The organism is Amycolatopsis dendrobii, from assembly GCF_014145675.1.
Taxonomy (GTDB): domain Bacteria; phylum Actinomycetota; class Actinomycetes; order Mycobacteriales; family Pseudonocardiaceae; genus Amycolatopsis; species Amycolatopsis dendrobii.
Genome location: NZ_JACGZW010000020.1, coordinates 124,946 through 149,224 on the forward strand (window position 1 = coordinate 124,946; position 24,279 = coordinate 149,224).

At 71.4% G+C, this 24,279-nt stretch carries 24 protein-coding genes; 6 read left to right on the plus strand and 18 right to left on the minus strand.

What is annotated here, in order from left to right:
- The first annotated feature begins 2 nt into the window (after positions 1–2).
- The gene (locus H4281_RS41205; RefSeq protein ID WP_182896276.1) at positions 3–341 is read left to right on the plus strand and encodes a YciI family protein; all 339 of its coding nucleotides are present in this window, start codon (positions 3–5) and stop codon (positions 339–341) included.
- Positions 338–1,546, plus strand: a complete 1,209-nt coding sequence (locus H4281_RS41210) for an RNA polymerase sigma factor (RefSeq protein ID WP_182896277.1) — start codon at positions 338–340, stop codon at positions 1,544–1,546. The genes H4281_RS41205 and H4281_RS41210 overlap by 4 nt, the downstream gene beginning before the upstream one ends.
- Here the strand turns inward: H4281_RS41210 and H4281_RS41215 are convergent.
- Complete coding sequence (locus H4281_RS41215) at positions 1,524–2,126, minus strand: TetR/AcrR family transcriptional regulator (RefSeq protein ID WP_182896278.1); 603 nt, start codon at positions 2,124–2,126, stop codon at positions 1,524–1,526. The genes H4281_RS41210 and H4281_RS41215 overlap by 23 nt on opposite strands.
- Before the next feature lie 115 nt (positions 2,127–2,241).
- On the opposite strand from H4281_RS41215, the gene H4281_RS41220 reads away from it, so the two are divergent.
- Both H4281_RS41220 and H4281_RS41225 read left to right on the plus strand, forming a co-directional pair.
- The gene (locus H4281_RS41220; protein WP_182896279.1) at positions 2,242–3,675 is read left to right on the plus strand and encodes an amidase; all 1,434 of its coding nucleotides are present in this window, start codon (positions 2,242–2,244) and stop codon (positions 3,673–3,675) included.
- A 101-nt stretch (positions 3,676–3,776) separates the two neighbouring features.
- A complete protein-coding gene (locus tag H4281_RS41225; RefSeq protein WP_182896280.1) occupies positions 3,777–4,853 on the plus strand; it encodes a GDSL-type esterase/lipase family protein in 1,077 nt (358 codons plus the stop codon).
- 542 nt (positions 4,854–5,395) lie between these two features.
- On the opposite strand, the gene H4281_RS41230 is transcribed toward H4281_RS41225, so the two are convergent.
- From H4281_RS41230 to H4281_RS41250, 5 genes are read right to left on the minus strand one after another with little or no spacing between them, the layout of a single operon-like run.
- Complete coding sequence (locus H4281_RS41230; protein WP_067585532.1) at positions 5,396–5,695, minus strand: hypothetical protein; 300 nt, start codon at positions 5,693–5,695, stop codon at positions 5,396–5,398.
- Positions 5,682–5,909 carry a hypothetical protein gene (locus H4281_RS41235; protein ID WP_043830397.1) on the minus strand — a complete coding sequence of 76 codons (228 nt, stop codon included), beginning with the start codon at positions 5,907–5,909 and terminating at the stop codon, positions 5,682–5,684. The genes H4281_RS41230 and H4281_RS41235 overlap by 14 nt, the downstream gene beginning before the upstream one ends.
- A 37-nt stretch (positions 5,910–5,946) precedes the next feature.
- On the minus strand, positions 5,947–6,399 hold the full coding sequence (locus H4281_RS41240) for an Lrp/AsnC family transcriptional regulator (RefSeq protein ID WP_009078207.1): 453 nt from the start codon (positions 6,397–6,399) through the stop codon (positions 5,947–5,949).
- A 40-nt stretch (positions 6,400–6,439) separates the two neighbouring features.
- Positions 6,440–7,582, minus strand: coding sequence for a M24 family metallopeptidase (locus tag H4281_RS41245; protein ID WP_182896281.1), 1,143 nt, complete (start codon positions 7,580–7,582; stop codon positions 6,440–6,442).
- Between the two features lie 10 nt (positions 7,583–7,592).
- On the minus strand, positions 7,593–8,090 hold the full coding sequence (locus tag H4281_RS41250) for a MarR family winged helix-turn-helix transcriptional regulator (RefSeq protein ID WP_182896282.1): 498 nt from the start codon (positions 8,088–8,090) through the stop codon (positions 7,593–7,595).
- A gap of 76 nt (positions 8,091–8,166) precedes the next feature.
- On the opposite strand from H4281_RS41250, the gene H4281_RS41255 reads away from it, so the two are divergent.
- Together H4281_RS41255 and H4281_RS41260 are read left to right on the plus strand one after the other, a co-directional pair.
- The gene (locus tag H4281_RS41255) at positions 8,167–10,251 is read left to right on the plus strand and encodes an MMPL family transporter (RefSeq protein WP_182896283.1); all 2,085 of its coding nucleotides are present in this window, start codon (positions 8,167–8,169) and stop codon (positions 10,249–10,251) included.
- Positions 10,252–10,282: 31 nt separating this feature from the next.
- A complete protein-coding gene (locus H4281_RS41260; RefSeq protein ID WP_182896284.1) occupies positions 10,283–11,227 on the plus strand; it encodes a 5'-3' exonuclease in 945 nt (314 codons plus the stop codon).
- 261 nt (positions 11,228–11,488) lie between these two features.
- Here H4281_RS41260 and H4281_RS41265 read toward each other — a convergent pair whose 3' ends face one another.
- The 12 genes from H4281_RS41265 to H4281_RS41320 form a co-directional block, all read right to left on the minus strand.
- Positions 11,489–12,706, minus strand: a complete 1,218-nt coding sequence (locus H4281_RS41265; RefSeq protein ID WP_182896285.1) for a GNAT family N-acetyltransferase — start codon at positions 12,704–12,706, stop codon at positions 11,489–11,491.
- 56 nt (positions 12,707–12,762) lie between these two features.
- Positions 12,763–13,149 carry a DUF4333 domain-containing protein gene (locus tag H4281_RS41270; protein ID WP_182896286.1) on the minus strand — a complete coding sequence of 129 codons (387 nt, stop codon included), beginning with the start codon at positions 13,147–13,149 and terminating at the stop codon, positions 12,763–12,765.
- Positions 13,150–13,186: 37 nt separating this feature from the next.
- Positions 13,187–14,389 carry a GNAT family N-acetyltransferase gene (locus H4281_RS41275; RefSeq protein ID WP_182896287.1) on the minus strand — a complete coding sequence of 401 codons (1,203 nt, stop codon included), beginning with the start codon at positions 14,387–14,389 and terminating at the stop codon, positions 13,187–13,189.
- Between the two features lie 317 nt (positions 14,390–14,706).
- Positions 14,707–15,414 carry a DUF4333 domain-containing protein gene (locus H4281_RS41280; RefSeq protein ID WP_182896288.1) on the minus strand — a complete coding sequence of 236 codons (708 nt, stop codon included), beginning with the start codon at positions 15,412–15,414 and terminating at the stop codon, positions 14,707–14,709.
- Between the two features lie 127 nt (positions 15,415–15,541).
- Positions 15,542–18,307 (minus strand): DEAD/DEAH box helicase, encoded by a 2,766-nt coding sequence (locus tag H4281_RS41285; RefSeq protein WP_312872282.1) that lies wholly within the window; start codon positions 18,305–18,307, stop codon positions 15,542–15,544.
- A 51-nt stretch (positions 18,308–18,358) separates the two neighbouring features.
- On the minus strand, positions 18,359–19,249 hold the full coding sequence (locus H4281_RS41290; RefSeq protein ID WP_182896290.1) for a diacylglycerol/lipid kinase family protein: 891 nt from the start codon (positions 19,247–19,249) through the stop codon (positions 18,359–18,361).
- A 2-nt stretch (positions 19,250–19,251) separates the two neighbouring features.
- Positions 19,252–20,226, minus strand: coding sequence for a twin-arginine translocase subunit TatC (gene tatC / locus H4281_RS41295; RefSeq protein ID WP_182896291.1), 975 nt, complete (start codon positions 20,224–20,226; stop codon positions 19,252–19,254).
- An 88-nt stretch (positions 20,227–20,314) separates the two neighbouring features.
- Positions 20,315–20,629 (minus strand): Sec-independent protein translocase subunit TatA, encoded by a 315-nt coding sequence (tatA, locus tag H4281_RS41300; protein WP_182896292.1) that lies wholly within the window; start codon positions 20,627–20,629, stop codon positions 20,315–20,317.
- Between the two features lie 37 nt (positions 20,630–20,666).
- Entirely contained in the window at positions 20,667–20,879 is a 213-nt protein-coding gene (locus tag H4281_RS41305; protein WP_182896293.1) for a bacteriophage holin, read from the minus strand.
- 10 nt (positions 20,880–20,889) lie between these two features.
- Positions 20,890–21,870, minus strand: coding sequence for a helix-turn-helix transcriptional regulator (locus H4281_RS41310; protein WP_182896294.1), 981 nt, complete (start codon positions 21,868–21,870; stop codon positions 20,890–20,892).
- Positions 21,867–22,859 carry a helix-turn-helix transcriptional regulator gene (locus tag H4281_RS41315; protein WP_182896295.1) on the minus strand — a complete coding sequence of 331 codons (993 nt, stop codon included), beginning with the start codon at positions 22,857–22,859 and terminating at the stop codon, positions 21,867–21,869. Before H4281_RS41315 ends, H4281_RS41310 begins: the two co-directional genes overlap by 4 nt.
- Before the next feature lie 155 nt (positions 22,860–23,014).
- A complete protein-coding gene (locus H4281_RS41320) occupies positions 23,015–24,052 on the minus strand; it encodes a WD40/YVTN/BNR-like repeat-containing protein (protein ID WP_182896296.1) in 1,038 nt (345 codons plus the stop codon).
- Positions 24,053–24,279 lie beyond the last annotated feature (227 nt).

Below are 24,279 nucleotides of genomic sequence, written 5' to 3' on the forward strand. Positions count from 1 at the left end.
CGGTGCCGCAGTACTTGCTCGGGATCTGGCAGCCCGACGGCGGAACCCCGGATCCCGAGGTGCTGGCGGACATCGCGGCGCGCCTGGAAGCGGTGACCGACGAGATGAAGGCGAAAGGCGTCTGGGTCTTCTCGGGCGGCCTGCACCCGGCGTCCGCCGCGAAAGTGGTCCGGGCCTCCGGCGACGACGTCCTGTACACCGACGGCCCGTTCGCCGAAGGCAAGGAACACCTGGGCGGCTTCACCATCGTGACCGCGCCCGGCCCGGAGGCCGCGACGGAGTGGGCGGGGCGGATCTCGGAGATCACCACGCTGCCGGTGGAAGTCCGGGAGTTCCATTGATCTCGGCGGCCGTGCTCGAGCGGGTCTTCCGCGCCGAGCACGGCCGCGCGGTCGCCGTGCTGGCCCGGACCTTCGGCGACCTCGACCTCGCCGAGGACGCCGTCCAGGAGGCGTGCGCGATCGCCACCGTCAAATGGCGCGCGGAAGGCCTCCCGGCGAGTCCCGCGGGCTGGCTCGTCACCACCGCCCGCAACCGCGGCATCGACCGCCTCCGCCGCGAATCCACCCGCGCCGACCGCCACGCGCAAGCCGCGCTCCTGCACGCGACCGAACCGTTCGACGAAGGCGCGGTCCCCGACGAGCGGCTGCGGCTGATCTTCACCTGCTGCCACCCCGCCCTCGGCACCGCCGCCCGGGTCGCCCTCACGCTGCGCCTGCTGGGCGGCCTCAGCACCGCCGAAATCGCGCACGCGTTCCTGGTCCCGGAATCGACGCTGGCACAACGGCTAGTGCGTGCCAAAGCCAAAATCCGCGACGCCCGGATCCCCTACCGCGTACCCGACGCCGCCGACCTCCCGGACCGGCTCAACGCCGTCCTCGCCGTGCTCTACCTGATCTTCACCGAGGGCCACACCGCCAGCAGCGGCACCGGCCTCACCCGGCCGGACCTGGCGTCCGAAGCGATCCGCCTGACCCGAATCCTGGCCGCGCTGCTGCCCGACGAGCCCGAAGTGCTGGGACTGCTTGCACTGCAACTGCTCACCGAATCCCGCCGCGCGGCCCGGCTCGACGCCGACGGAATCCCCGTGCTGCTGCCCGATCAGGACCGCGCTCGCTGGGACTGGACTCTGATCGCCGAAGGCCAGGACCTCGTCCGCCACTGCCTGCGACTCGACCGCCCCGGCCCGTACCAGATCCAGGCCGCGATCAACGCCGTGCACAGCGACGGCACCGACTGGGTCCAGATCCTCGCCCTCTACGACCAGTTGCTCGCCCTCGCGCCGACGCCGACCGTCGCCTTGAACCGCGCGGTCGCGGTCGCCGAGGTCGAAGGCCCCGCCGCCGCTCTGACCATTGTGGACGGTCTGGACCTCGGCAACCGGCACCTCTTCCACGCCGTCCGAGCAGACCTGCTCGCCCGCCTTGGCCGGACCGCCGAAGCCGTCAAGGCCTACGACAAAGCCCTCCGCCTAGTCGGCAACGAAGCAGAACGCCTTCTGCTGCAACGAAAACGCGCTACCCTCAGTCCCGCTCCCCCCGGCTGATCACGCCTTCGACGATCCTCGTCAGGTGCGCGCCGACGTTCTCGACGCCGCCGTTCTGCACCGCGATCTGCGCCCCCTCCATCGCGAACGTCAGCTCCGCCGCGCCCAGCTCCGGGTCGGGCAGCCCGAGCCCCTCGCACATCGCCCGGAGCCTGCCGAACTGACGCGTCTTGTGCTCGCTGATCAACCGCCGCGCGGGATGTTCCGGATCCGGCAACTCGGCAACCGAGTTCGTGAACGGGCAGCCGCGATGGGAAAAATCCGGCAGCCCGTCGACGATGAAGCGCCCCACCGCGCGGATCTGCTCCGCGTAGTCGTCCGGATGCGCCTGTTCGGCCGCGTCGAACGCCGCCGAGTAGTCGTGCACGACGATCCGCAGCCATTCCGCGATCAGCGCGTCCTTGGTGCCGAAGTGCCGGTAGATCGCCATCTTCGTGGTCCCGGCGCGGTCCGCGATCGCCTGGACCCCGACCCGCACGACGCCCTCGTTGAGAAACAGCTCCTCGGCCGCGTCGAGGATCCGTTCGCGGGGCGGCAAGGTCGCGATTCGCGTCGGCCGCCGGTCGGAGGTGCTCGTCATCGGTTCTTCCCACGGGGTTGGCAATGCGGTTCGGCACGGGCTACGGTACACAACCGTCCCCCGTGATACCACTCGGTATCACTCAATACGGAGGAGTCTCGCGAAGGACGTGCTGGTGAAAATCTCCGAATACACGAGCTGCGACGCGGTCGGCCTGGCGAACCTGATCGCCCGCGGCGAGGTGACCGCGGCCGAGGTCGCCGACGCGGCCGCGCGAGCAGTCGAAGCGGTGAACCCGCGGATCAACGCCGTAGTGGAAACCTGGCCGCCCGAGGACTCTCCCGCTCCCGGTTCCGCCCCGCTGGCGGGCGTGCCGTTCCTGGTCAAGGACCTCGGCGTCACCATGGCAGGCAAACGCAGCGAACTCGGCAGCCGGTTGGCCGCGGGCGCCGTGTCGCCCGAAGACTCGTTCCTGATGCGCCGCTTCCGCCAGGCGGGTTTGGCGACCATCGGCCGCACCGCCACGCCGGAAATGGCCTACAGCACCACCACTGAACCGGAGTTCTACGGCGCGACCCGCAACCCGTGGTCCCCGGGCCGCAGCGCGGGCGGCTCGAGCGGCGGTTCCGGCGCCGCGGTCGCCGCCGGAATCGTCCCCCTCGCCCACGCCACCGACGCCGCGGGTTCCATCCGAGTCCCCGCTTCGTACAACGGATTGTTCGGCCTGAAGCCGACTCGCGGCCGGATTTCGCAGGGCCCCGGTGCTGACGAGGTCTTCAACGGTCTGGCCGTGCAAGGCAGTCTGAGCCGGACTGTCCGCGACAGCGCCGTCCTGCTGGACCTGATCGAAGGCCCCGAACCCGGCGACCCGTACTTCGCTGCTCGTCCTGCTCGCCCCTACGCCGAGGAAGCCCGACTCGATCCAGGCCGCCTGCGCATCGCAGTCCTGCGCCAGCCCTGGGGCGGCCGCCAGCCGACCGAACCAGTCTCCGCCGCCCTGTCAGAAACCATCGGGCTGCTGGATTCCCTGGGCCACGAAGCCGAAGAGGCCACGCTGGCGCTAGGCGTCTCCTGGGAAGAATTCGTCCTCGGCAACGCACGGATGTGGACCGCGAACCTGGCCCCGTGGATCGACGGCATCGCCGCCGCGGCCGGCCGCCCGGTCGACGAGACCACCTTGGAACCGGTCACCCTCGCCAGCTACCGCTACGGCCACCAGGTCACCGCCGGCGAATTCGTCCGCGCCCTGGCGATCCGCAACCAGGTGTCCCGAACCCTCGCCCAGCACTTCGCCCGCTACGACGTCCTCCTGTCCCCGACCCTGCCTGAGCCGCCGGTCCTGCTCGGCGCATACGGCGAAGGCGCGGACCAGCTGGACGGCCTCGGCTGGCTGGACCGCATCCTGGACCGGTCCCCCTATACCGCGGCCGCGAACGTTTCAGGGGTTCCGTCGATGTCGGTCCCGCTGGCCGAAGCCGAAGGACTCCCGATCGGGATGCAGTTCACCGCCGCCTTCGGCCGCGAAGACCTGCTGTTCCGCCTGGCCGGACAGCTGGAGCGGGCCGCCCCGTGGACCCACCGCAAGCCCGCGATCTGGGCAGCCGACTAACCCGAAGAGTCCACAGTGGACCCTTAGCGACCCGTGACCCGCGTCCCACCCCCCGCCAACCCTGACGATGTCGTCCAGGTTCTCGCTAGACTTGGCGAGCGATGCGACGATTCCGGTGGTGGTGGGGGGCGCTGGTCCTCGCCTGCGTAGCCCTGCTCGTAGGCTTCTTCGTCTTTTTCGGCACCGAGAGCCGCCCGGGCCAGCCCTTTCCCCGGCAGGGCCCGCCCGGCCGGGGCCCGCTGACCATCGTGTCGATCGGCGACAGCACCGTCTCCGGCGAAGGGGCAGGCGCCTACAGCCCCGACACCGACGGCAAGAACGGCGACTGGTGCCACCGCTCGTCGGCGGCGTTCGTGCAGAAGGTCCGCATCCCCGGCATCACCGCCCGGGTCAACCTGGCCTGCTCCGGAGCCCCCGCCGCCCAAGTCGCCCTCGGCGACGCGAAACAGTGGGGCGAACGTTCCCAAGCCGCACAACTGGCCGACGTGGTGAAGAACCACCGGGTGGCAGCGGTAGTGATCGCGGTGGGCGCGAACGACGACCCGAAATTCTCCGCACAAGTCAGCGAATGCTTCAAAGCCTGGTTCTCCTCCGACGGCCCGTCCTGCAACGTCGCCTTGAAGGAAACCTGGAAGTCCAAAGTGGACGCCATGGTCCCCAAAGTGGCGAACGCGGTAGGCGACGTGAAAAAAGTGCTAGCCGACGCCGGATACGTCCCCGCCGATTACCAGCTGGTCCTCCAGTCCTATGCCACCCCGGTCGGCCCGGACATCCCAGCGGACTTGCAAAGCCTCAACGGCTGCCCCTTCCGCACCGACGACCTGCAGTGGATTTCGACCACCGGAATCAGCACGCTCTCCGCGGGAATCAAACAAGCAGCCACCCAATCCGGCGCCCGTTTCCTGGACCTGGCCCGCGCAGGCGAAAACCACGAAGCCTGCTCCGGCGGCCCGAATCTGGCGACAGAATGGTTCACCCGCCTCACCCTGCATTTGAACGACCTGACCCAAGTCGACCGGGCGACGCACGCACTGCAGGAATCCTTCCACCCCAACGCCGCCGGACACGCCGCCATCGCCGACTGCCTCACGGACTTCCTGACGACGCAGCGCGGAAACGCCTCCTGCCTGGCAGGCCCCGACGGAAAACTCCACGCCGTCCCCGAACCAGTGAGCTAGCCCCCCACGTCGCGAGGTTCACCGCTGCGTGCGGGCCACCTTCACGAACTCTGATTCCCTCAAGGTTCCCCTCCCGCCCCTCCAGCGGTTCCGTCAAGGGCCCCTTCCCGGACTTGGATTCCCTCAAGGGGCCCTTCACAGCCCCTCGCACGCCGCGATGCGCCCCAATGCGGCATTGGGTGCATCGCATGCACCCAATGTGGCGTTCGGTGCGTCTGACGCACCCAATGCCACATTGGGGCGCTAACCGCACGCCGCGAACCCCACCGAACCCACGCACCCACGCACCCAACCCGTGCGCACGAACACCAACCCGCCACCGCTGCACCCAACCATCGAGGCACCCAACCATCGAGGCACCCAGCCCTCCCCCAACCCCGATACGAAGCCTCCCTGCGGTTCGGGGGTGCTTGTCAAGGCATCTTTCCCGCCTTGACAAGCACCCCCGAACCGTCAGCACAATCACCCTTCGGGGTGCCCCACGCAACCCAAGACCGGGCGCAATGTCGCCGCCAGGCGACGAGCCGACCCCCCAGCACGACTCACAAATCCAACGCAGCCCTCAAAGCCACATCGATCTGCTCCTGAACATCCCCGTCAACCTCCGCGATCCGCTCGGCCAGCCAAGGCCGATACAGCCGCGTGAGATTCAACGTAGACACCCAATACCGAGCATCCACCGCCACCCCGAGAATGTCCTGCGGATCCCGATCCAGCAGCTCAGTCCCCAGCAACCAAGGCCGCTCAGACTCGTTCACCCCGTCCGAAGACAGCAGCACCACGGTCCGCTGCCGAGCCGGATCCGTAGGCGGGTGGTAGGTCCAAACCTCACCCCTGCGCACGCATCTCCTTCTCCGCAGCCGCCCGCTCCGCCTCATCCGCTTCAGCGGAAGGCGCGACAGGAGCCCGCTGCGGGGTATACCCGGTCCGAACCGCCTCGCGCCGAGCCGCCTTCGACAGCCAGGACGAGACCGAGATTCCGTGCGCTTTCGCGGCCCGCTCGGCGTACTCGAGCGCACCGGTGTCGAGCGAGAGTGTCACCTTACGTGTTGCCATACCTTTTACCGTACCACTCTCACAGCCTCGACGGCGCTCACAGCGTCGGCGACCGCCCCTCGAACGGCGTGGACAGCACGACCGTCGTCCGGGTGGACACCTTCGCGGCCTCGCGGATCCGCCGGAGCAGGTCTTCGAGGCCGAGCGGCGAGGCCACGCGCACCAGCAGGATGTAGGACTCGTCGCCGGCCACCGAATAGCAGGACTCGATCTCGGTGATGTGCTGGATCCGCTGCGGGTAGTCGTCGGGCGCGGCCGGGTCGTTCGGGGTGAGCGAGATCAGCGCGGTGAGCGGGAGGCCGATCTGCTCGCCGTCGAGCCGGGCGGTGTAGCCGAGGATGACGCCGCGCTGTTCGAGGCGGCGCACCCGCTGGTGCACCGCCGAGACCGACAGCCCGACCCGTTCGGCGAGATCGGTGAAGCTGCGCCGCCCGTCGGCGGCGAGCTCCTGCACGATCGCCTGGTCGAGCGGTTCCAGCGGCCCGCTCATGCCGTGGCCTCCTCGGCGGTGATCCGTTCGCGAACCGCGCTCATGCGTCCAGCACGACCAGTTCGTGCGGCCGGGTGTTCACGGACTCGACGCCCGAGTCGGTGACGAGCACGATGTCCTCGATCCGGGCGCCCCAGCGGCCCGGCTGGTAGATGCCGGGCTCGACGCTGAAGGCCATGCCCGCCTCGAGCGGCAGCGCGTTGCCCTTGATGATGTAGGGCTCTTCGTGCACGTCGAGGCCGATGCCGTGGCCGGTGCGGTGGATGAAGTACTCGCCGAAGCCGGCGGCGTCGATGACGTCGCGCGCGGCCTTGTCGATGCTCTCCGCGGTGGCACCGGGGCGGACCGCGTCGACGGCGGCCTGCTGCGCGCGCTGCAGCACGGCGTAGGTCTCGGCGACGTCGGCGTCGCGGGGTTCGCCGATCGAGTAGGTGCGGGTGGAGTCGGAGTTGTAGCCCTCGGGCACCGGGCCGCCGATGTCGATCACGACGACGTCGCCGCGTTCGATGACGCGCTCGGACACGTCGTGGTGCGGGCTGGCTCCGTTGGGGCCGGAGCCGACGATGACGAAGTCGGCGTGCGTGTGGCCCTCTTCGACGATGGCGGCGGTGATGTCCGCGCCGACCTCGGCCTCGGTGCGGCCGGCGCGCAGCCATTCGCCCATCCGCGCGTGCACGCGGTCGATCGCCGCGCCCGCCTTGCGCAGCGCCTCGATCTCGGCGGCGTCCTTGCGCATCCGCAGTTCGCGCACGATCGGCCCGGCGAGGGTCTGCTCGGCGTCGCCGAACGCGGCGCGCAGGGACAGCACGTGCAGCGCCGGGGTGAAGTCGCTGACCGCGATCCGGCCGGGCTTGCCGAGCCGGTCGGCGACGAGCCGGTAGGGGTCGTCGCCGTCGACCCAGGTGAGCACTTCGACGCCGAGGTCGTCGGTGGGCACGTCGGCGTAGCCGGGGGCTTCGAGCTTCGGCACGACGAGCGCCGGGGTGCCCTCGGCGGGAATGACGAGGGTGGTCAGCCGCTCGAACGAACCGCCCGCCTGGCCGAGCAGGTACCGCAGGTCGGATCCGGGCGCGACGAGCAGCGCGTCGGTGTTCGCGGCGGCGGCCGCTTTCGCGGCGCGGTCGAGACGGGCGCGGAGCGCGGCGGCGTCGGGAGCGGGCGTGTGGAGGGATCGGCTCGACATGACGCCGAGCCTAGTACCCGGAGCCGCCGCTGCCGTCCCGACCGGCCGGGGACGCTGCGGGACGGTCCTCGCGCAGGCCGGAGATCAACTGCACCAGCTGTTCGCGCAACTGGTCGTCGGCGATGCCGGTCCCGGACAAGCCGATGCGGTCCCGTTCGGCGCGAACCGCCCGCGCGTGCGCTTCGCGTCCGGCCGCGGTGATCGCGACGAGGCGGCGGCGGGAGTCGGCGGGGTCGGGCGCGCGGGCGACGAACCCTTCCCGGGAAAGCCGCTCGAGGGTGCGGCTCATCGTCTGGTCGGTCACCTCGCAGCGGCGGGCGAGCGCGCGCTGCGCGAGCGGGCCTTCGCCGAGCAGGTGGAGCACGATCAGCCCGGCGTGGGTCAGTCCCAGCTCCGCGAGCACCGAGGTCCACTGCTGTTCGACCAGCCGCGCCGCGACCGCGAGCAGCCGCCCGGTCGGCCAGGAGGCCAGCTCGTCGGCGCCCGGCTCGGTCTCCCCAGGGTCCATCGGCCCTCTCCCGTGCGATATGTTCAGCCTGCTGAACGTTTTCTCCCGATCATTCGCCTGAAGGACTGTATCCACCATGGCCGAGCCCGCAGTCCCGCCCGCGTCGAGCCGCAGCCGCAGGATCCGCTGGGTGCTGCCCGCGCTGCTCGTCGTCGTCTGGCTCGCCGTCGGCGGAATCGGCGGGCCGTTCGCCGGAAAACTGAGCACCGTTTCGAAGAACGACAACGCCGCGTTCCTGCCGCGCTCGGCCGAGGCGACGCAGGTGCAGGACGAGCAGAAGGCGTTCGCTCCGCGCCCGACGCTGCCCGCGGTCGTCGTCGCCGAGCGCGAGTCCGGGCTCACCTCCGCCGACCGCGCTTACCTCGGCGGCCTGCCCGCGCGCACCGCCGCGGTGGCCGGGGTCGCCAGCCCGGTGAAGCCCGCGACCCTCTCCGAGGACGGCAAGGCCGCGCAGCTCTCGGTGCCGGTCGACGCGGGTGGGAATCCGGCGAAGATCGTCAAGGAAGTCCGGGAAAAGCTCGGCAGCGGCCCGGACGGGCTGACCGTGCTGGTCACCGGGCCGGGCGGGCAGATCGCGGACCTGGTGACCGCCTTCGGCGGGATCGACGGGGTGCTGCTGATCGTCGCGGGCGCGGTCGTCGCGCTGATCCTGCTCGTGGTCTACCGCAGCCCGCTGCTGCCATTGCTGGTCCTGGTCTCGGCGGTGTTCGCGCTGGCCCTGGCGAGCCTGGTGGTGTACCTGCTGGCGAAGAACGACGTCCTCGCGCTCAACGGGCAGAGCCAGGGCATCCTCTCGATCCTCGTGTTCGGAGCGGCGACCGACTACGCGCTCCTGCTGGTCGCCCGGTTCCGCGAACAGCTGCGCGACACCCCGGGCCGCTTCGACGCGATGCGGCTGGCCTGGCGGGCGACGCTGGAGCCGGTGGCGGCCTCGGCGGGCACGGTCGTCCTCGGCGTCCTGTGCCTGTTGTTCAGCGATCTGAACTCGAACAAGGGACTCGGCCCGGTCGCCGCGATCGGGATCGGCGCGGCGCTGCTCGCCTCGACCACTTTCCTGCCCGCGATGCTCGTGCTGTGCGGGCGGGGCGCGTTCTGGCCGTTCCGGCCGCGGCACGGTTCGCCGCATCCGGAGACTTCCGGGATCTGGGGCCGGGTCTCGCGCACGGTCGGCGCGCGCCCGCGAGCGGTCTGGGTGCTGTCGGCGCTGGTGCTCGTCGCCGGGGCGGCGTTCCTCCCGCAGCTCAAGGCGTCCGGCACCGCGCAGTCCGACGTGTTCCTCGCCAAGGTGGATTCCGTGACCGGCCAGGAGGTGCTCGGCCGGCATTTCGCCGCCGGGTCGGGATCTCCGGCGGTGATCGTCGCCAACGCCGGAGCCGCGACCGAGGTGGCCAAGGCCGCGCGCGTACCGGGCGTCGCGGCCGTCTTCCCGCTCGCCGGGCCCGACCGGCGTCCGCTCGAAGCCGGCGGACGGGTCGAATTGCTCGCGGTCCTTTCCGCGCCGGCCGATTCCGAGGACGCGGTGGCGGCCGTCGGCAGGATGCGCGACGCCGTGCACGCGGTGCCCTCGGCGGAGGCGAAGGTCGGCGGGCAGACCGCGATCCAGCTCGACACGCAGGAGACCTCGCGCCGGGACCGGGCGGTGATCATCCCGATCGTGCTGGTGGTGATCTTCGCCGTGCTCGCCTTGCTGCTGCGCGCGTTGCTGGCTCCGCTGCTGCTGATCGCGACGGTGGTGCTGTCGTTCGCCGCCACGATGGGGGTCTCGGCGCTGGTGTTCAACCACCTGCTGCACTTCCCCGGCGCGGATCCGGTGGTGCCGTTGTTCGGGTTCGTGTTCCTCGTCGCGCTCGGGATCGACTACAACATCTTCTTGATGACGCGGGTGCGCGAGGAAACGAAACGGCGGGGCACCCGGGACGGAACGCTGCACGGGCTCGCGGTGACCGGCGGCGTGATCACCTCGGCCGGAGTCGTGCTGGCGGCGACGTTCTCCGCGCTGGCGGTGATCCCGATCCTGTTCCTCGCCCAGATCGCGTTCATCGTCGCGTTCGGCGTGCTGGTGGACACGCTGCTGGTCCGGTCGCTGCTGGTGCCCGCGCTGACGGTGGATCTCGGCGGGCGCGTCTGGTGGCCGTCGCGGCTGGACCGGCGCGTCGGATGAGCCGGCGGGCCGGGCGTGGCAGGCTGTGCGGGTGACCGGACCACTCGCTCTCCTCGATTCCGCGAGCCTCTACTTCCGCTCGTTCTACGCGCTGCCCGATTCGATGACCGCGCCCGACGGGACGCCGGTCAACGCCGTGCGCGGGTTCACCGACACGATCGCGCGCATCCTGACCGACCGCCGTCCGTCGCGGCTGGTCGCCTGTCTCGACGCGGACTGGCGGCCGAAGTTCCGCACCGATCTGCTGCCGAGCTACAAGGCGCACCGGGTCGCGGAGCCCGGGGACGGCGGGGCGGACGTCGAAGAGGTGCCCGACACGCTGACCCCGCAGGTGCCGATCATCCTGGAAGTGCTGGAAGCGTTCGGGTTCGCCGTCGCGGAGGCTGACGGCTACGAGGCGGACGACGTGATCGGCGCGCTCGCGACCCGGGAAAAGGACGCGCCGGTCGAGGTGATCACCGGCGACCGCGACCTGTTCCAGCTGGTGCGCGAGGAGCCGACGCCGACGTCGGTGGTGTACGTCGGGAAGGGCTGGGCGAAGGCGGAAGTGCTGGGGCAGCGGGAAATCGCCGAGAAGTACGGCGTTCCGGCCGAGCACGCCGGGCCCGCTTACGCGGACATGGCCGCGTTGCGCGGCGACCCGTCGGACGGGCTGCCGGGCGTGGCGGGGATCGGCGAGAAGACCGCGGCGAAGCTGATCACCCAGTTCGGTTCGCTGGAGGAACTCGTCGCCGCGGCCTCGGCCGGGGATTCGCGGGTGCCGTTGAAGACCCGGCTGCGGCTTTCCGACGCCGCGGACTATCTCGCCGTCGCACCCACCGTGGTGCGGGTCGCGGTGGACGCGCAGGTCGTGCAGTCCGGACCGGACGCGGTGCCGGCCGCGCCCGCCGATCCGAAGCGGGTGGCGGAGCTGGCTGAGCGGTGGAATCTGGGCCGCTCGGTGGATCGGCTGCTGGCAGCGCTGCCCGGAGCTTGACCCCCACGCCAGTGACCCGAAGGGACCTCGCACTGGCTGCGGGCGGCCAGCCCGGCATCGGATCGCTGTCCGTGAGGGGAACCCTGAGGGCGCAGTTCGCTCAGGGTTCCCCTCACGACCGGCCAAAGCCAGCCACACGGTGCCGGATCGGCCGTTCCGCGGACCTTGGCGTCCTTTGTGGATATTCAGCGGCACCGCTCGCCTCCCTGGCCTTGAGAGCCTGCCCCGCTCGGGAAGACTGCGCCGGGCCCCTCCCGCAAGTCAGAAGTGCGTGCCGGTCCACGGCTGTGTCCCGGTGCGGAACAGCGCGTCCACCCGGGCCAGGGTTTCCGCGCTGGCACTGGTGATCCGGCCGGACAACGCGAGCGGACCGGCTTCCCAGGCGCCGAGGTACAGCATCGCCAGGGTGTCTACGTCGAGTTGCAGATCGGCGTCGGCCTCGGTGCGTTCGACCCCGTTGCCGCCGACCAGGTAGCGGCCGCGGTTGTCCGGCAGCATCCGGTCGTTCACTTCCAGCACGACCGGTTCCGCGGAGCCGTACGCGCGGGCCGCGAGAGCCGCCTGCACGTCGATCAACCGCAGCCACAGTTCGTCGTCGACGCCGATCGTGTGCGCGCGGCGCGGGTCGACGAGCAGCAGACCCACCGGATCGTCGACCGGGCGGCCGCGCACGTTGACGACCTCGATCAGGTCGACCGACAGCAGGAATCGCCACAGCCCGGCCAGCGCTTCCGGCGACGCCGCGTGCAGTTCGTGGACTTCGAGCGCGGCGCCGCGTTCCGGATCCAGGTAGCTGTTCTGCGGCACGACGTGGAAGACGGCGAAGCCGTCGTCGCCGTCCGGTCCACTGTGGACGGCGACGCGGTGGTTGCCGCCGTCCGGGTGGAGATGCCAGTTGAACGCGATCGGCCACCAGAGTTCCGGACGGGCGATCCGGCCGGGGCGGCCGGTGTCGATTCGTTGGTACAGCGCGGGAATCGCCGCGATCGCGTCGTCGGTGGACAGCAGCCGCACGCGGCCGGGCGCGACGACGGTGTCGCGCAGCGGGGCCGGTTGCTTGACCTGCATGGTGGCCATGCGGGTCGCGACGCCGTAGCCGAAGCGGCCGTAGATCAGCGCTTCGCTCGCGTGCAGTGCGGCGACGACGTGGCCGCGCTGGACGAAGTCGTGCAGTTGCCGGTCCATCATCGCGGTGAGCACGCCGCGGCGGGTCCAGTCGGCGCGGACGCCGACGCCGTCGACCGCCGCCATCGGCACCGTCTCGCCGCCGGGGACGGTGAGCCGGGTGGCGAACGAGCTGGCGATGCCGATGGGTTCGCCGTCGTGGAACGCTCCGGTCCGGCCGTCCGCCGTCCAGGAATCGCCGACCCGCGCCCAGCGCTCGTCCGAGGGCGGGTTCCCGTGCAGGGACCGCACCAGAAGGTCGAAAGTCGCGCGGCTTTCGGCGTCGGTGATCTGGCGTACCACGTAGTCGCTCATGTCCCGATTGAACCAATGCCGCACCCCGCGCGGCTATCGGATTTAGCGCCGCTGGCCTATTGGGGCGGGTCGACGCGGTAGTTGCCGTCCGCGCCGGTCACCGTGATGGGGACGTGTTTCGTCGTGCCCGCGATGTCCACAGTGCACTGGAAGCGCGAGCCGTCGGCGACGGGCTGCCGGTCCGGGCAGGACACCGCGCCGACGTTCGCGACCTTGTAGTCGGTGGTGAGGAGCCGGGTGACGGCCGAAGCCATCACCCGGGAGTCGAACACGCGCATCGCCGAGGAAGAGCTGGGCGCCGACGACGACGCGACGCCCGGCTCCGCGGGGCTGTTCGGCGTGACGGTGACGGTGTGGACCGGGGGCGGCGGCGTCCCGCTGTCGCAGCCCGCGGCGGCGAGCATTCCCAAGCCGCACAACAACAGCACCCGCACGGCGCGCATCAAACCCGCTCCTCTGCGCGAAACGTCTGGTCAACGGTCAGAAGAACGTACCGCACCACACCGATTCGCGCGTGCCGAAGAGAACGTCGGCGGCTTCGGGAGCGGCAGGGTCGAGCACCTCGATCCGGCCGGTGTCAGCGAGCGCCGACGCGCGCCACGTGCCGAAGTAGAGCATCGACAGCGTGTCCGCCGAGAGCCGCAGCGCGGGTTCCGCGTCGGTACGGGACGCTCCGTCCGGCCCGACGAGGTAGCGGCCGTCGTTGGCGGGCAGCGACCGGTCGGACACCTCGATGACGACGGGTTCGGCCGGGCCGTAGGTGCGGGCGGCGAGCGCGGCCGGCACGTCGACCAGCCGGAGCCAGCTTTCGTCCTCGGTGCTTTCGGTTTTCGCCGTGCGCGGGTCGGTGAACAGCAGCGCGTGCGGTTCGTCGAGCGGGCGCATCGCGAGCACGATCTCGTCGACCAGGTCGACCGACAGCAGGAACCGCCACAGCCCGGCGAACGCGGCCGGGTTGGCGTAGCTGAACTCGACCACCTGCAGCTTGCCGCTGTCGTGCGCGGCACCCTCTTCGACGTGGTAGATCACGTAGCCGTCGGTGCCGTCCTGGCCGCGATGCACGGCGGTCTGGACGAGTTTCGCGCGGCGGCGCAGGTGCCCCTCGAACCCTGGCCAGTAGATCTCCGGCCGCGTCATCGCGCCGACATGGCCCGTTGCGGTCGCGGCATAGAGTTCCGGCCATCGCGGGGCGGCCTCGTCGATGCCGAGCACGGTGACTTCTCCCCCGGCGGGCACGTCCGGGCGCAGTTGCGCCCGGTGCTTCTTCACCACGACCTGGTTCGCGAGGGTCGTGACGCCGTAGCCGTAGCGGCCGTAGATCGCGCCCTCGGACGCGTGCAGCAGCGCGAGCGCGACGCCTCGTTCGGCGAGGTCGCCCAGTTGCGCGGCCTGCAGCGCGCTGAGCACGCCGCGCCGGGTGCGTCCGGCGCGGACGCCGACGCCGGTGACCGCGGCCAGCGGGAGCCGTTTTCCGCCGGGGACGACCATCTCCGATTCGAAGGACCTGGTGGTGCCGACGAGGTCCGGTTCGAAGACGCCCCAACTGCGTTCGGCCTGGTACGCCGCGGAGACGCGTTCCCATTCCTCGTCGGTGCCGGGCTGGACGTGCAGCGCGGCCCGGAACAGGTCCCAGGCCTTGCGCTGCTCGTCGGGACGGAGGATGCGGACGGTGCGGTCGCTCATGCTCCGATCATTGCCGGGCCGGGCGCCTGACCGCCACTGAATTGCCGATGCCGGGAACTTGAGCTGCGGCGCCCCGCTGGCTGCCGCACTGGGTCCGCTGTCGCGATGCTCGCCGGAGGATGCGCAGCACCGGCCCCGGACCGCGCCGGGCACGGCGAAGGTACGTGAGGGGAACCCGCACGTACCTCACCGGGGCACGCAGCGCGGCCGGTGAAGTACGTGCCGCCGCGGTCCCGTCGGCCCCTGCGGCCCGGGCAGCCACGCCGCCCCCGCGACCTCGCCTTGAGTTCCTGGCGTTGCCCCCGAATTGCCGGGGGTCACTTGGCCGCGGGCGGCGAGACCTCGTAGTTGCCGTCGGTGCCCTTGACGGTGATCGGGACCTGCTGCGGTTTGCCGTTGATGGTGGCGGTGCACTCGAATTTCGCGCCGTCCTCCACCTTCTGCTCGGCCGGGCAGGTGACTCCGCTGACGCCCTGGATCTTGTAGGTGTCGGTGAGCAGCTTCGCGACGTCGGTCTGCATCTGGTTGTTGTTGAAGACCTGGGTCTTGAAGAAGCCGGGCGCGACGAAGCCGAGGATCGCCACGACGGCAACCACGACGACGAGCGCGCCGATCCCGATGAACAGGCCCTTCTTCGACCCGCCCGAGGATTCCGGCGCGGGCCCGCCGGGCTGGCCGTAGTCGTACTGGCCTGGCTGCTGGCCGCCGTACTGCTGCGGCGGCTCGCCGTAGGGCTGCTGCTGGCCGTACGAGGGCGGCTGCTGCCCGTACTGCGGCGGCTGCTGGCCCCACTGCGGCTGCTGGGGCGGCTGTTGTTGCGGGTAGCCGCCGGGCTGCTGGCCGTACTGCGGGTCCTGACCGTAGGGCTGCTGGCCGTACTGCTGGGGCGGGTACGGCTGCTGCTGCGGCCCGCTCTGCGGGTACGCGCCGCCCGGCTGCTGCCCGTAGTTCGGGTCCTGGCCGTAGGGCTGTTGCCCGTACTGGGGCTGCTGCCGCGGGTCGTTGCCGCCATACGGCGTGCTCATCGTTAGCCTCCGCCTTCGTCTGTCCGCATCCGCAGGCCGGGCCGCGGGTGTCGTGCGCGATCCAACCACAGGTCTGGACCTGGCACACGTGTCCGCGCGCAGTCGCTACTAAGGTGTGCCCTCGCGCTCACGCCGCGCCCGCCGCCACGACGCCGCGGCGCAGCGCCCGGACCGCCTGCGCGGCCGCGGAACCGACCGGATCCTCTTTGCCGAGGACGTCGCGGATCTGGTCGAGCAGGTCGATCACCTGACGGCACCAGCGGACGAAGTCGCCCGCGGACAGTTCCTGCCCGTTGGTCTCGGCCGCGGTGAGGACTTTCTCCAGTGATTCGCCGCGCGCCCAGCGGTAGACCGGCCACGCGAATCCGGCGTCGGGTTCGCGCGTGCGGTCGAGGCGGTGGCGGCGTTCGTCCTCGGTGAGTTCGACCCACAGCCTGCTGGTTTCCTGCCACGCGCCGGGGACCGCGCCGCCGGGCAGCCGGGGTTCGCCCGCGGTGTCGCGGCGGGCCTCGAACACGAGGGTGGACACGACGGCGGCGAGTTCGGCCGGGCCGAGTCCGTTCCAGACGCCGTGCCGGATGCATTCGGCGGCGAGCAGGTCGGATTCGCTGTAGAGGCGGGTGAGGCGGCGGCCGTGTTCGGTGACGCGGTCCTCGCCGTCGCCGGGGCGGACGTAGCCGCGTTCGCCGAGCAGCCGCAGGATCCGGTCGAACGCGCGGGCGAGCGAGTGCGTGGTGGCCGCGACCTTGCGTTCGAGCTGTTCGGTTTCGGCGGAGAGGCGCTGGTAGCGCTCGACCCAGCGGAGGTTCGCCTCGCGTTCGGCAAGGCCGTGGCACGGGTGGGCGCGCAGGGCGCGGCGCAGCGAGGCGAGTTCGGCGTCGTCGGCGGCCGCGGTCCGGCGGCGCTGGCGGCCGGGCAGCGCGATGCCTGCGTTGCGCAGCGACGAGGCGATGTCGCGGCGGGTCTTGGGCGAGCGCAGTTCGATGTGCTTGGGCAGCTTGATCCGGCCGAGCGCCTCGACCGGGGCCGGGAAGTCGGCGACCGACAGCGGTCCGGACCAGCGGTCCTCGGTGACCACGACCGGCCGGGGTTCGCGGATCGGGTCGAGGCCGGGGTCGACGACCACGGCGAGCCCGGCGCGGCGGCCCGCCGGGACCGGGATGACGTCGCCCTTGCGCAGTTTCTCCAGCGACTGGGCGGTCTCGGCGCGGCGGGAGGAGGTGTTCTGCCGCGACAGGGTCTTCTCGCGGGCGGAGATCTGCGCGCGGAGTTCGACGTACTCGAGCATCTGGTCGAAGTCGCCGGAGATCGCGGCGGTGTAGCCCTTGAGGGCTTCCTTGTTCCGTTCGATCCGGCGCGCGGTGCCGACGACCGACCGGTCGGCCTGGAACTGCGCGAACGACTGTTCCAGCAGGTCGCGGGCGGCGTCCGCGCCGACCTGGGCGACGAGGTTGACCGCCATGTTGTAGCCGGGGCGGAACGACGAGCGCAGCGGGTACGTGCGGGTGGACGCGAGCCCGGCGACGGCCTTCGGGTCGACCCCCGGCTGCCAGGCGACGACGGCGTGGCCTTCGATGTCGATGCCCCGGCGGCCGGCGCGGCCGGTGAGCTGGGTGTATTCGCCGGGGGTGAGGTCGACGTGCGCCTCGCCGTTGTATTTCACGAGCCGTTCGAGCACGACGGTGCGGGCGGGCATGTTGATGCCGAGCGCGAGGGTTTCGGTCGCGAACACGACCTTGACCAGGCCGCGGACGAACAGTTCCTCGACGGTTTCCTTGAACGCGGGCAGCAGGCCCGCGTGGTGGCCCGCGAAGCCGCGTTCGAGCGCCTCGCGCCATTCCCAGTAGCCGAGGACGCCGAGGTCGCCCTCGGGCAGCTCAGCGGTGCGCTCGTCGACGATCCGGCGGATCTCCTCGACCTGCTCGGGGCCGTTGAGCCGCAGGCCGGAGCGGACGCACTGGGCGACCGCGGCGTCGCAGCCGGCGCGGGAGAAGATGAACACGATCGCGGGCAGCAGCCCGGCGTGGTCGAGCCGTTCGACGACGTCGACGCGCGACGGCGGCCGGAACCTCGGGCCGCGCGGCGGGCCTCCGCGGCGGCCGCCGCGCGGGCCGCGGAAGTTGGGGGCGAAGCGGCCCATGTCGTCGGTCTTGCGCAGCAGCGTGGGGTTGATCCGCAGCTGCTCCCCCGGGTCGGCCTCGTTCTGGCCGGCGAACAGGTCGAGCAACTGGTTGCCGACGAGCATGTGCTGCCACAACGGGACCGGCCGGTGTTCGTCGACGACGACGGTGGTGTCGCCGCGGACCTCGACGAGCCATTCGCCGAATTCCTCGGCGTTGCTGACGGTGGCGGACAGGCCGACGACTCGGACGTGCTCGGGCAGGTGGAGGATCACTTCCTCCCAGACCGCGCCGCGGAAGCGGTCGGCGAGGTAGTGGACCTCGTCCATGACGACGTAGCCGAGTTCGGGGATGGCGGAGCTGCCCGCGTAGAGCATGTTGCGCAGCACCTCGGTGGTCATGACGACCACCTGGGCGTTGCCGTTGATCGAGGTGTCGCCGGTGAGCAGGCCGACGGCGTCGTTGCCGTAGCGTTCGACGAGGTCGGCGTACTTCTGGTTGGACAGGGCCTTGATCGGCGTGGTGTAGAAGCATTTGCGGCCCTCGGCGAGGGCGAGGTGGACGGCGAACTCGCCGACCACGGTCTTGCCCGCCCCGGTCGGGGCGCAGACCAGGACGCCGTGGCCCTCTTCGAGCGCTTCGCAGCCGCGGATCTGGAAATCGTCGAATTCGAAGGCCGATTCGGCGGAAAACCGGGTCAGCTGGGGGTGCTTGGCGCGGCGACGGGAGGCAGCGTAGGCCTCGGCCGGCGATGGTGAAGGGCTAGTGGCCACCCCGTCAGGGTTCCACATGCCCCCGACATTCCGCACGCGGCGTGCCGCCGGTCACCGCGGGGGCGCGACGACCATCAGCGCGGAGGGCACGCAGGTCGCCTCGACCGGCGCCCGGCCCTGGTCTTCGCCGTCGGCGTAGACGGGCCAGCCGGGTGCTTCGATGCGCAGGGTGCGGGTGCGGAAGGTCTCGACGCTGGACTTGTGCACGTGCTCGCCGGTGCGCAGCTGCGGCAGCATCCGGAGCAGGCGGGCGCGGCCGGGGGCGCCGATGACGGTGACGTCGAAGAGACCGTCGTCGGGGGTGGCGTCGGGGCAGATCGGGATGCCGCCGCCGTAGTACGGGGTGTTGCCGACGGCGATCAGGCTCGTCTCCCCGGAAAGGGCGCCTTCGTCGGTGTGCACGACGATCGGGCTGGGCTTGAACGCGGCGAGTTCGGCGAGGATCGCCAGGTCGTAGCGGCGGGGTCCGGCGGGCCAGCGCATCGCGTTCGCGCGGGCGTTGACGGCGGCGTCGAATCCGGCGCACAGCACGGTGGCGAACCAGGTGTCGCCGACGCGGCCGAGGTCGACGCTGCGGCGGTGCCCGGCTTGCAGGGCTTTGGCGAGGGCGTCGGTGGCGGCGCGCGGGTCGGCGGGGACGCCGAGGGCGCGGGCGAAGTCGTTGCCGGTGCCGGAGGGGACGAGGCCGAGCGCGACGCCGTGGTCGGCGCAGAACTGGACGCCCTGGTGGGCCGCGCCGTCGCCGCCGAGGACGATGAGCACGTCGAGGCCTTCGGCGTGCGAGGACCGCATGAGCGCGCGGGATTCCTCGACGCTGGTGGCGACGAGGAGGTCGAGCCGGTCGACGGCGGGCCGCAGCCGCGCCGCGACCGCTTCGGCCAGGCGGGCGGCCGCGCCGTGTCCGGAGGCCGGGTGCACGGCCAGTGCTGCGTTCAGGCCCACGGTCAGGTGATGTCGTCAGTGGGGCCGGAGCGGCCGGACGCCGGTTTCTGCGCGGCGGGTTCCTCGCCGTCGGCGGTGGTCGGCGTGTAGTGGAACGGCGCGGCCTCGTCGTCGGCGAGCTGGTCCCAGCCCTCGTCCTGGCGGACGCGGTCGAGCTTGCGGTCGTGGAAGCGGGCGATCTGGATCGAGATCTCGAACAGCAGGGTGAGCGCGGCGGCGAGGCCGAGCATCGAGAACGGGTCCGAGCCGGGGGTGGCGAACGCGGCGAACACGAACAGCGCGAACACGATGCCGCGGCGCCACTTCTTGAGCTGCTGGTACTTGAGCACGCCGACGCGGTTGAGCATCACGACGAGCAGCGGCAGTTCGAAGCTGACGCCGAAGATCACCAGCAGCGACAGGATGAACGAGATGTACTTGTCGCCGGTCAGGGCGGTGACGAACTGGTCCTGGCCGAACCCGGCGAGCAGCGCGAGCGCGTGCGGGACGAGCAGGTAGGCCAGCACCGCGCCGGCGGCGAAGAGCACCGAGGCGAAGGCGACGAAGGTCAGCGCGTACTTGCGTTCCTTGGCGTAGAGGCCGGGGGCGATGAACGCCCACAGCTGGTACAGCCAGGCCGGGGACAGCAGGACCGCGCCCGCGGCGACGCCGACTTTCAGGCGGAGCATGAAGACTTCGAACGGGACCGTCTGCAGCAGGCGGCAGCCGGTTTCGCCGCCGAACCGCTGTTCCTTCGGGATGGCGCAGTACGGGTGCGTCATGATGTCGCCGAGCGACGGGATCGGCCCGAACCGCTGGCCGAACCAGATGAACCCGAAGATCGCGCCGATGACCACGAAAACGACCGCCCAGCCGAGCCGGCGGCGGAACTCGTAGATGTGCTCGATGAGCGTCATCGTGCCGTCGGGGTTTTTCCGACGGCTGCGCCGGCTCCGCTTGCTGGACCGGCTGCCGTTGCCGTTGGCGGCTTCCGCCACTGGTCGTTCCGTTCTCGTCAGAGCCCGCCGGGGCGCGCCGCGCCGGCGCGCCGCCGTGGACCGGGGACCGGGTGGTGCGCGCGGAGGGTCAGCTCGCGTTCTTCTGCGGCTGGTCGGCCGAGGCCGCCTGCTGCTTCTTCAGTTCGTCGAGCTGGCGCTGGAGGTCGGCGACCTGCTTGTCCTGCGCGGTCTGCGCGGGAGCGGGGGCGGCGATGTGCCGGGTGTCGGCGGACTCGGCCTCGGCTTCGGCCTTCTGTTCGCCGGTCAGGTCCTTGGTCTCGGCCTTGAAGATCTTCATGGACTTGCCGATGGACCGGGCCGCGTCCGGGAGCCGCTTCGCTCCGAACAGCAGAACCACCACGAGCACCAGAACGATGATGTGCCACGGCTGCAGCGCGTTCATGGTCGTCTGCCCTCCTTGTCTGGGGTCTGTGCTGATGTTACTTGTTGCCGGTCGCCGGGCGGCGTTCGGCCACGGCCACACGGAGTGCCGCGGACCGGGCCCGGATGAGTCCGGTCCGGTCGTGGGTGTCCGCACTGACCATGCTCATGGTGCGGCGGAAGCGGCGCAAGACTCCGGCGGTCCGTACCAGCAGCAGGGCCAGGACGAGCAGGCCGGCCGCGAGCAGCACATAGACGGGCAGGTACGGCACTGAAACCACCTTATCGGTCGGAGATGGACATGAGGTGACGGGCACGCGCCACGGCGTCGGCGGCCCGGCGACCGACTGCCTGCGCGAGTGTGGCGGGGCTCTCCACCTGGGCTTCCCCGCCGAGGCTGAGCACGAGGCGGACCATCCAGGGCTCGTCGCTGTAGCGCATCGCGATGCGCAGCCGTCCGCCGTCGAGTTCGGCCAGTTCCTCGCACGGGTAGTACTCGGCGACCCAGCGGGCGTCGGGGTCCAGCACGAGATGGGCGACCCGCTGATCGGGACGGGCGGAGAAGACCCCGTCGGACAGGTCGGTGGGCCGTGCGTGGGCGGGCGGGGCCGCGGGTTCGTCCAATACGGTGAGCGCGTCCACCCGATCGAGGCGGAAGAGCCGGACGCCTTCGACCCGGCGGCACCAGGCTTCGAGGTACCCGACGCCTTGGACGATGACGAGCCGCATCGGGTCGACGGTGCGTTCGGTGATCTGGTCGCGCGAGGCGGTGTAGTAGCGCATCCGCAGCGCGCGGCCGTCCTGCAGCGCGCCGGAGACGGTCTCGCGGGTGCGGGCGGCGCGGGCTCCTTCGCGCACTCCTCCCCCGACGACGACTCCGGCCGGGCGGGCCTGCCCGGCGGCGTCCTCGATCTTGGCGATGGCGCGGCGGACCGCGTCGCCGTCGGCCACGCCCGGGGTTTCGGCGAGCGCGCGCAACGCGACCAGCAGCGCGGTGGCTTCGCCGCCGGTGAGGCGCAGCGGGCGGCTCATCCCGGCGTCGTGGGTGACGACGATGGTGTCGCCTTCGAAGGACAGGTCGATGAGGTCTCCGGGGCCGTAGCCGGGCAGGCCGCACATCCACAGCAGTTCGAGGTCTTTGCGCAGCTGGCGCGGGGTGACGTCGAAGTCCTGCGCGGCCTCGTCGATCCGGATGCCGGGGCGCGCGAGCAGGTAGGGCACGAGCGCGAGCAGTCTCGGCATCCGTTCGCCGGAGGCGCTCATCGGACGCTCCCCTGCCCGGCGCGGGCGAGCACGGCCTCGAGCCGGTGCTGCACGGATTTGGCGAGCACGTCCGGTTCGAGCACGAGCACGTCGGGGCCTTGCGCGGCGATCCAGTCGGCGGCCGATTCCGGGAAGTACAGGCCGATCTCGATCACGTCGCCTTCCTCGCCCGCGACGGTCTCGCGGCCGACGACGTCGCCGCGGCGGCGCACTCCGGCGGCGCGGCCGTCGGCGATCCAGAGCCGGGCGGTGGTGACCGGGGCCGGGTCCTCGCTGCCGCCGGTCACCGACACGAGCTGCATCAGGTTGACGCCCTCGGGCCGCACGACCGCGCCCGGTTTCCCGATCACGGCGACCTTCCCGGTGACGCGGGAGAGCCGGAAACAGCGGGGCGCGTCGCGGTCGCGGTCGTGCCCGACGACGTACCAGCGGGCGCGCCAGGACACGACGCCCCACGGTTCGAGCGTGCGGATGCGGCGTTCGGGCGAGCCGCTGCGCCGGTACTCGAAGCGGACCGCCTGCCCGGCCTGGACGGCGGCGAGCATCGGCGCGAACGCCGGTTCCGCGCGCACCCGGGGCTCGATCACGGTCGGGGCCTGGTCGTCGACCTCGACGCCGGCCGCGCGCAGTTTCACCAGCGCGCCCTGTGCCTGTCCGGTGAGCTCGGGCGAGTCCCAGAGCCGGACGGCGAGCCCGACGGCCGCTGCCTCGTCGGGGGCGAGGTCGATCTCGCCGAGTTCGTAGTCGCGGCGGGCGATGCGGTAGCCCTCGACCGGGTCGAAGACGGAGTTCCGGCCGGTTTCGAGCGGGATGCCGAGTTCCCGCAATTCGGTCTTGTCCCGCTCGAAGGTGCGGAAGAAGGCGTCGTCGCTGGCCGCGTCGGCGTACCCGGGCACGATCCCGCGGATCCGCTCCGCGGTGAGGTACTGCCGGGTGGAGAGCAGGGCCAGCACGAGGTTGACCAGCCGTTCGGCGCGTGCGGTGGACACCAGACGACTCTAGCTCTCCCCGCCGCGCGCGATCGTGAGGTCCAGCCCTCGCGCGTCGCGCCTGGTCAGCCCGCGTGCGGCGGCGGGACCCTCCGCGCGCGCCCCGTCACGCACCGCCGCCGCGGGCGGGCGCGCTGCCCGGAACGGGTTCCCTCTTACGGAATCAGCTTCGCCACGCGCCCCTTGGCTCCGCTGGCCCAGCACGCGCCGGACCACGTGCAGTCGACGGTGTCGAAGCTGCCGTTGTCGAACGAGGTCCAGCGCCTTCCCCCGTCGCGGCTCAGATCGCTCCCGCCGGGTCCGACGGCCAGCACCGTGCCGCCGCGCCAGGCGAGCCCCGAGCGGTAGCCGGCGGGATGTTCCGGCGGCGTGCGCCAGCTGCGGCCGCGGTCGTGGCTCAACGCGACCGCCGGGCCGGGTGCGGTCGGGTTGGCGTAGTCGCCGCCGATCGCGACGCCCTGCCACGGCGTGCGGAACGCGACCGCGAACACTCCAGCCGACGCGCTGCTCGGCAGCGGGGTTTCGGCCGCGGTCCAGTGCCGGCCGCCGTCGCCGGAGTGCAGGACGCGGGCATGCGGGCCGCCGCCGGTGGCGAGCCACGCGTCGAACGGTCCGGAGGTGGCGATGCACTGGCCGCTGGCCGCGAATCCGGCTTCCCCGGGCTCGGCGGGCGGGAACGCGGTGTCCGGGATCTGTTTCCAGCTGCGGCCGCCGTCGAAGGTGGCTTGCATACGGAACTTCCCGTCGACCGGGTCGCTCATCGCGAGCCCGCGCCACGGGTCGAAGAAGGCGAGGCAGTCGTAGAACGCGGCGGAATCGGGATTGCTGAATGTCTGCCGCCAGTGCTTCCCGGCGTCGTCGGTGCGGTAGATCCGGGAATCCGCACCGGGCCCGATCGACAGCACGACCGCGTGGTCGGCGTCGAAGGCTTCGATGTCGCGGAACTCGAGCTTCCCGGTGTCCGGCGGTCCGACCGGCCGCCAGCTGCGGCCGCCGTCGGCTGTTCGCAGCACGGTGCCCTGGGTGCCGCTGACCCAGGCGACCCGCTCGCTGACTGCGGACAGGCCGCGGAATTGCGCGGTGGTTTCGGTGGGCAGGAGCCGCCACGACGGCAGCGAGGAGGCCGCGGCGACCCCGCCCGACGACACCGACAGCACCGCTATGAGGACCAGGACCCTCCGGAACGCACGCATGCCGGAATCCTGCCGCAACCGAGTGACGACTTTCGTCGGGTTTCCCCGCCCGCCGCAACGATCTCCCGCACCCAAGCCGCTCCGACGCGGAAGCGCAAAGGGAAGCTGCCCCTGGCGCATGCCCAAACTCGACCCGCGCCGGTTCGGCTCATGGCCGTCCGCAAAGGGCGCCGCCGACTGCCCGATTCGCCGCGGTCTGCCTGGTTCTGGTGGTCGTGGAAGAACTC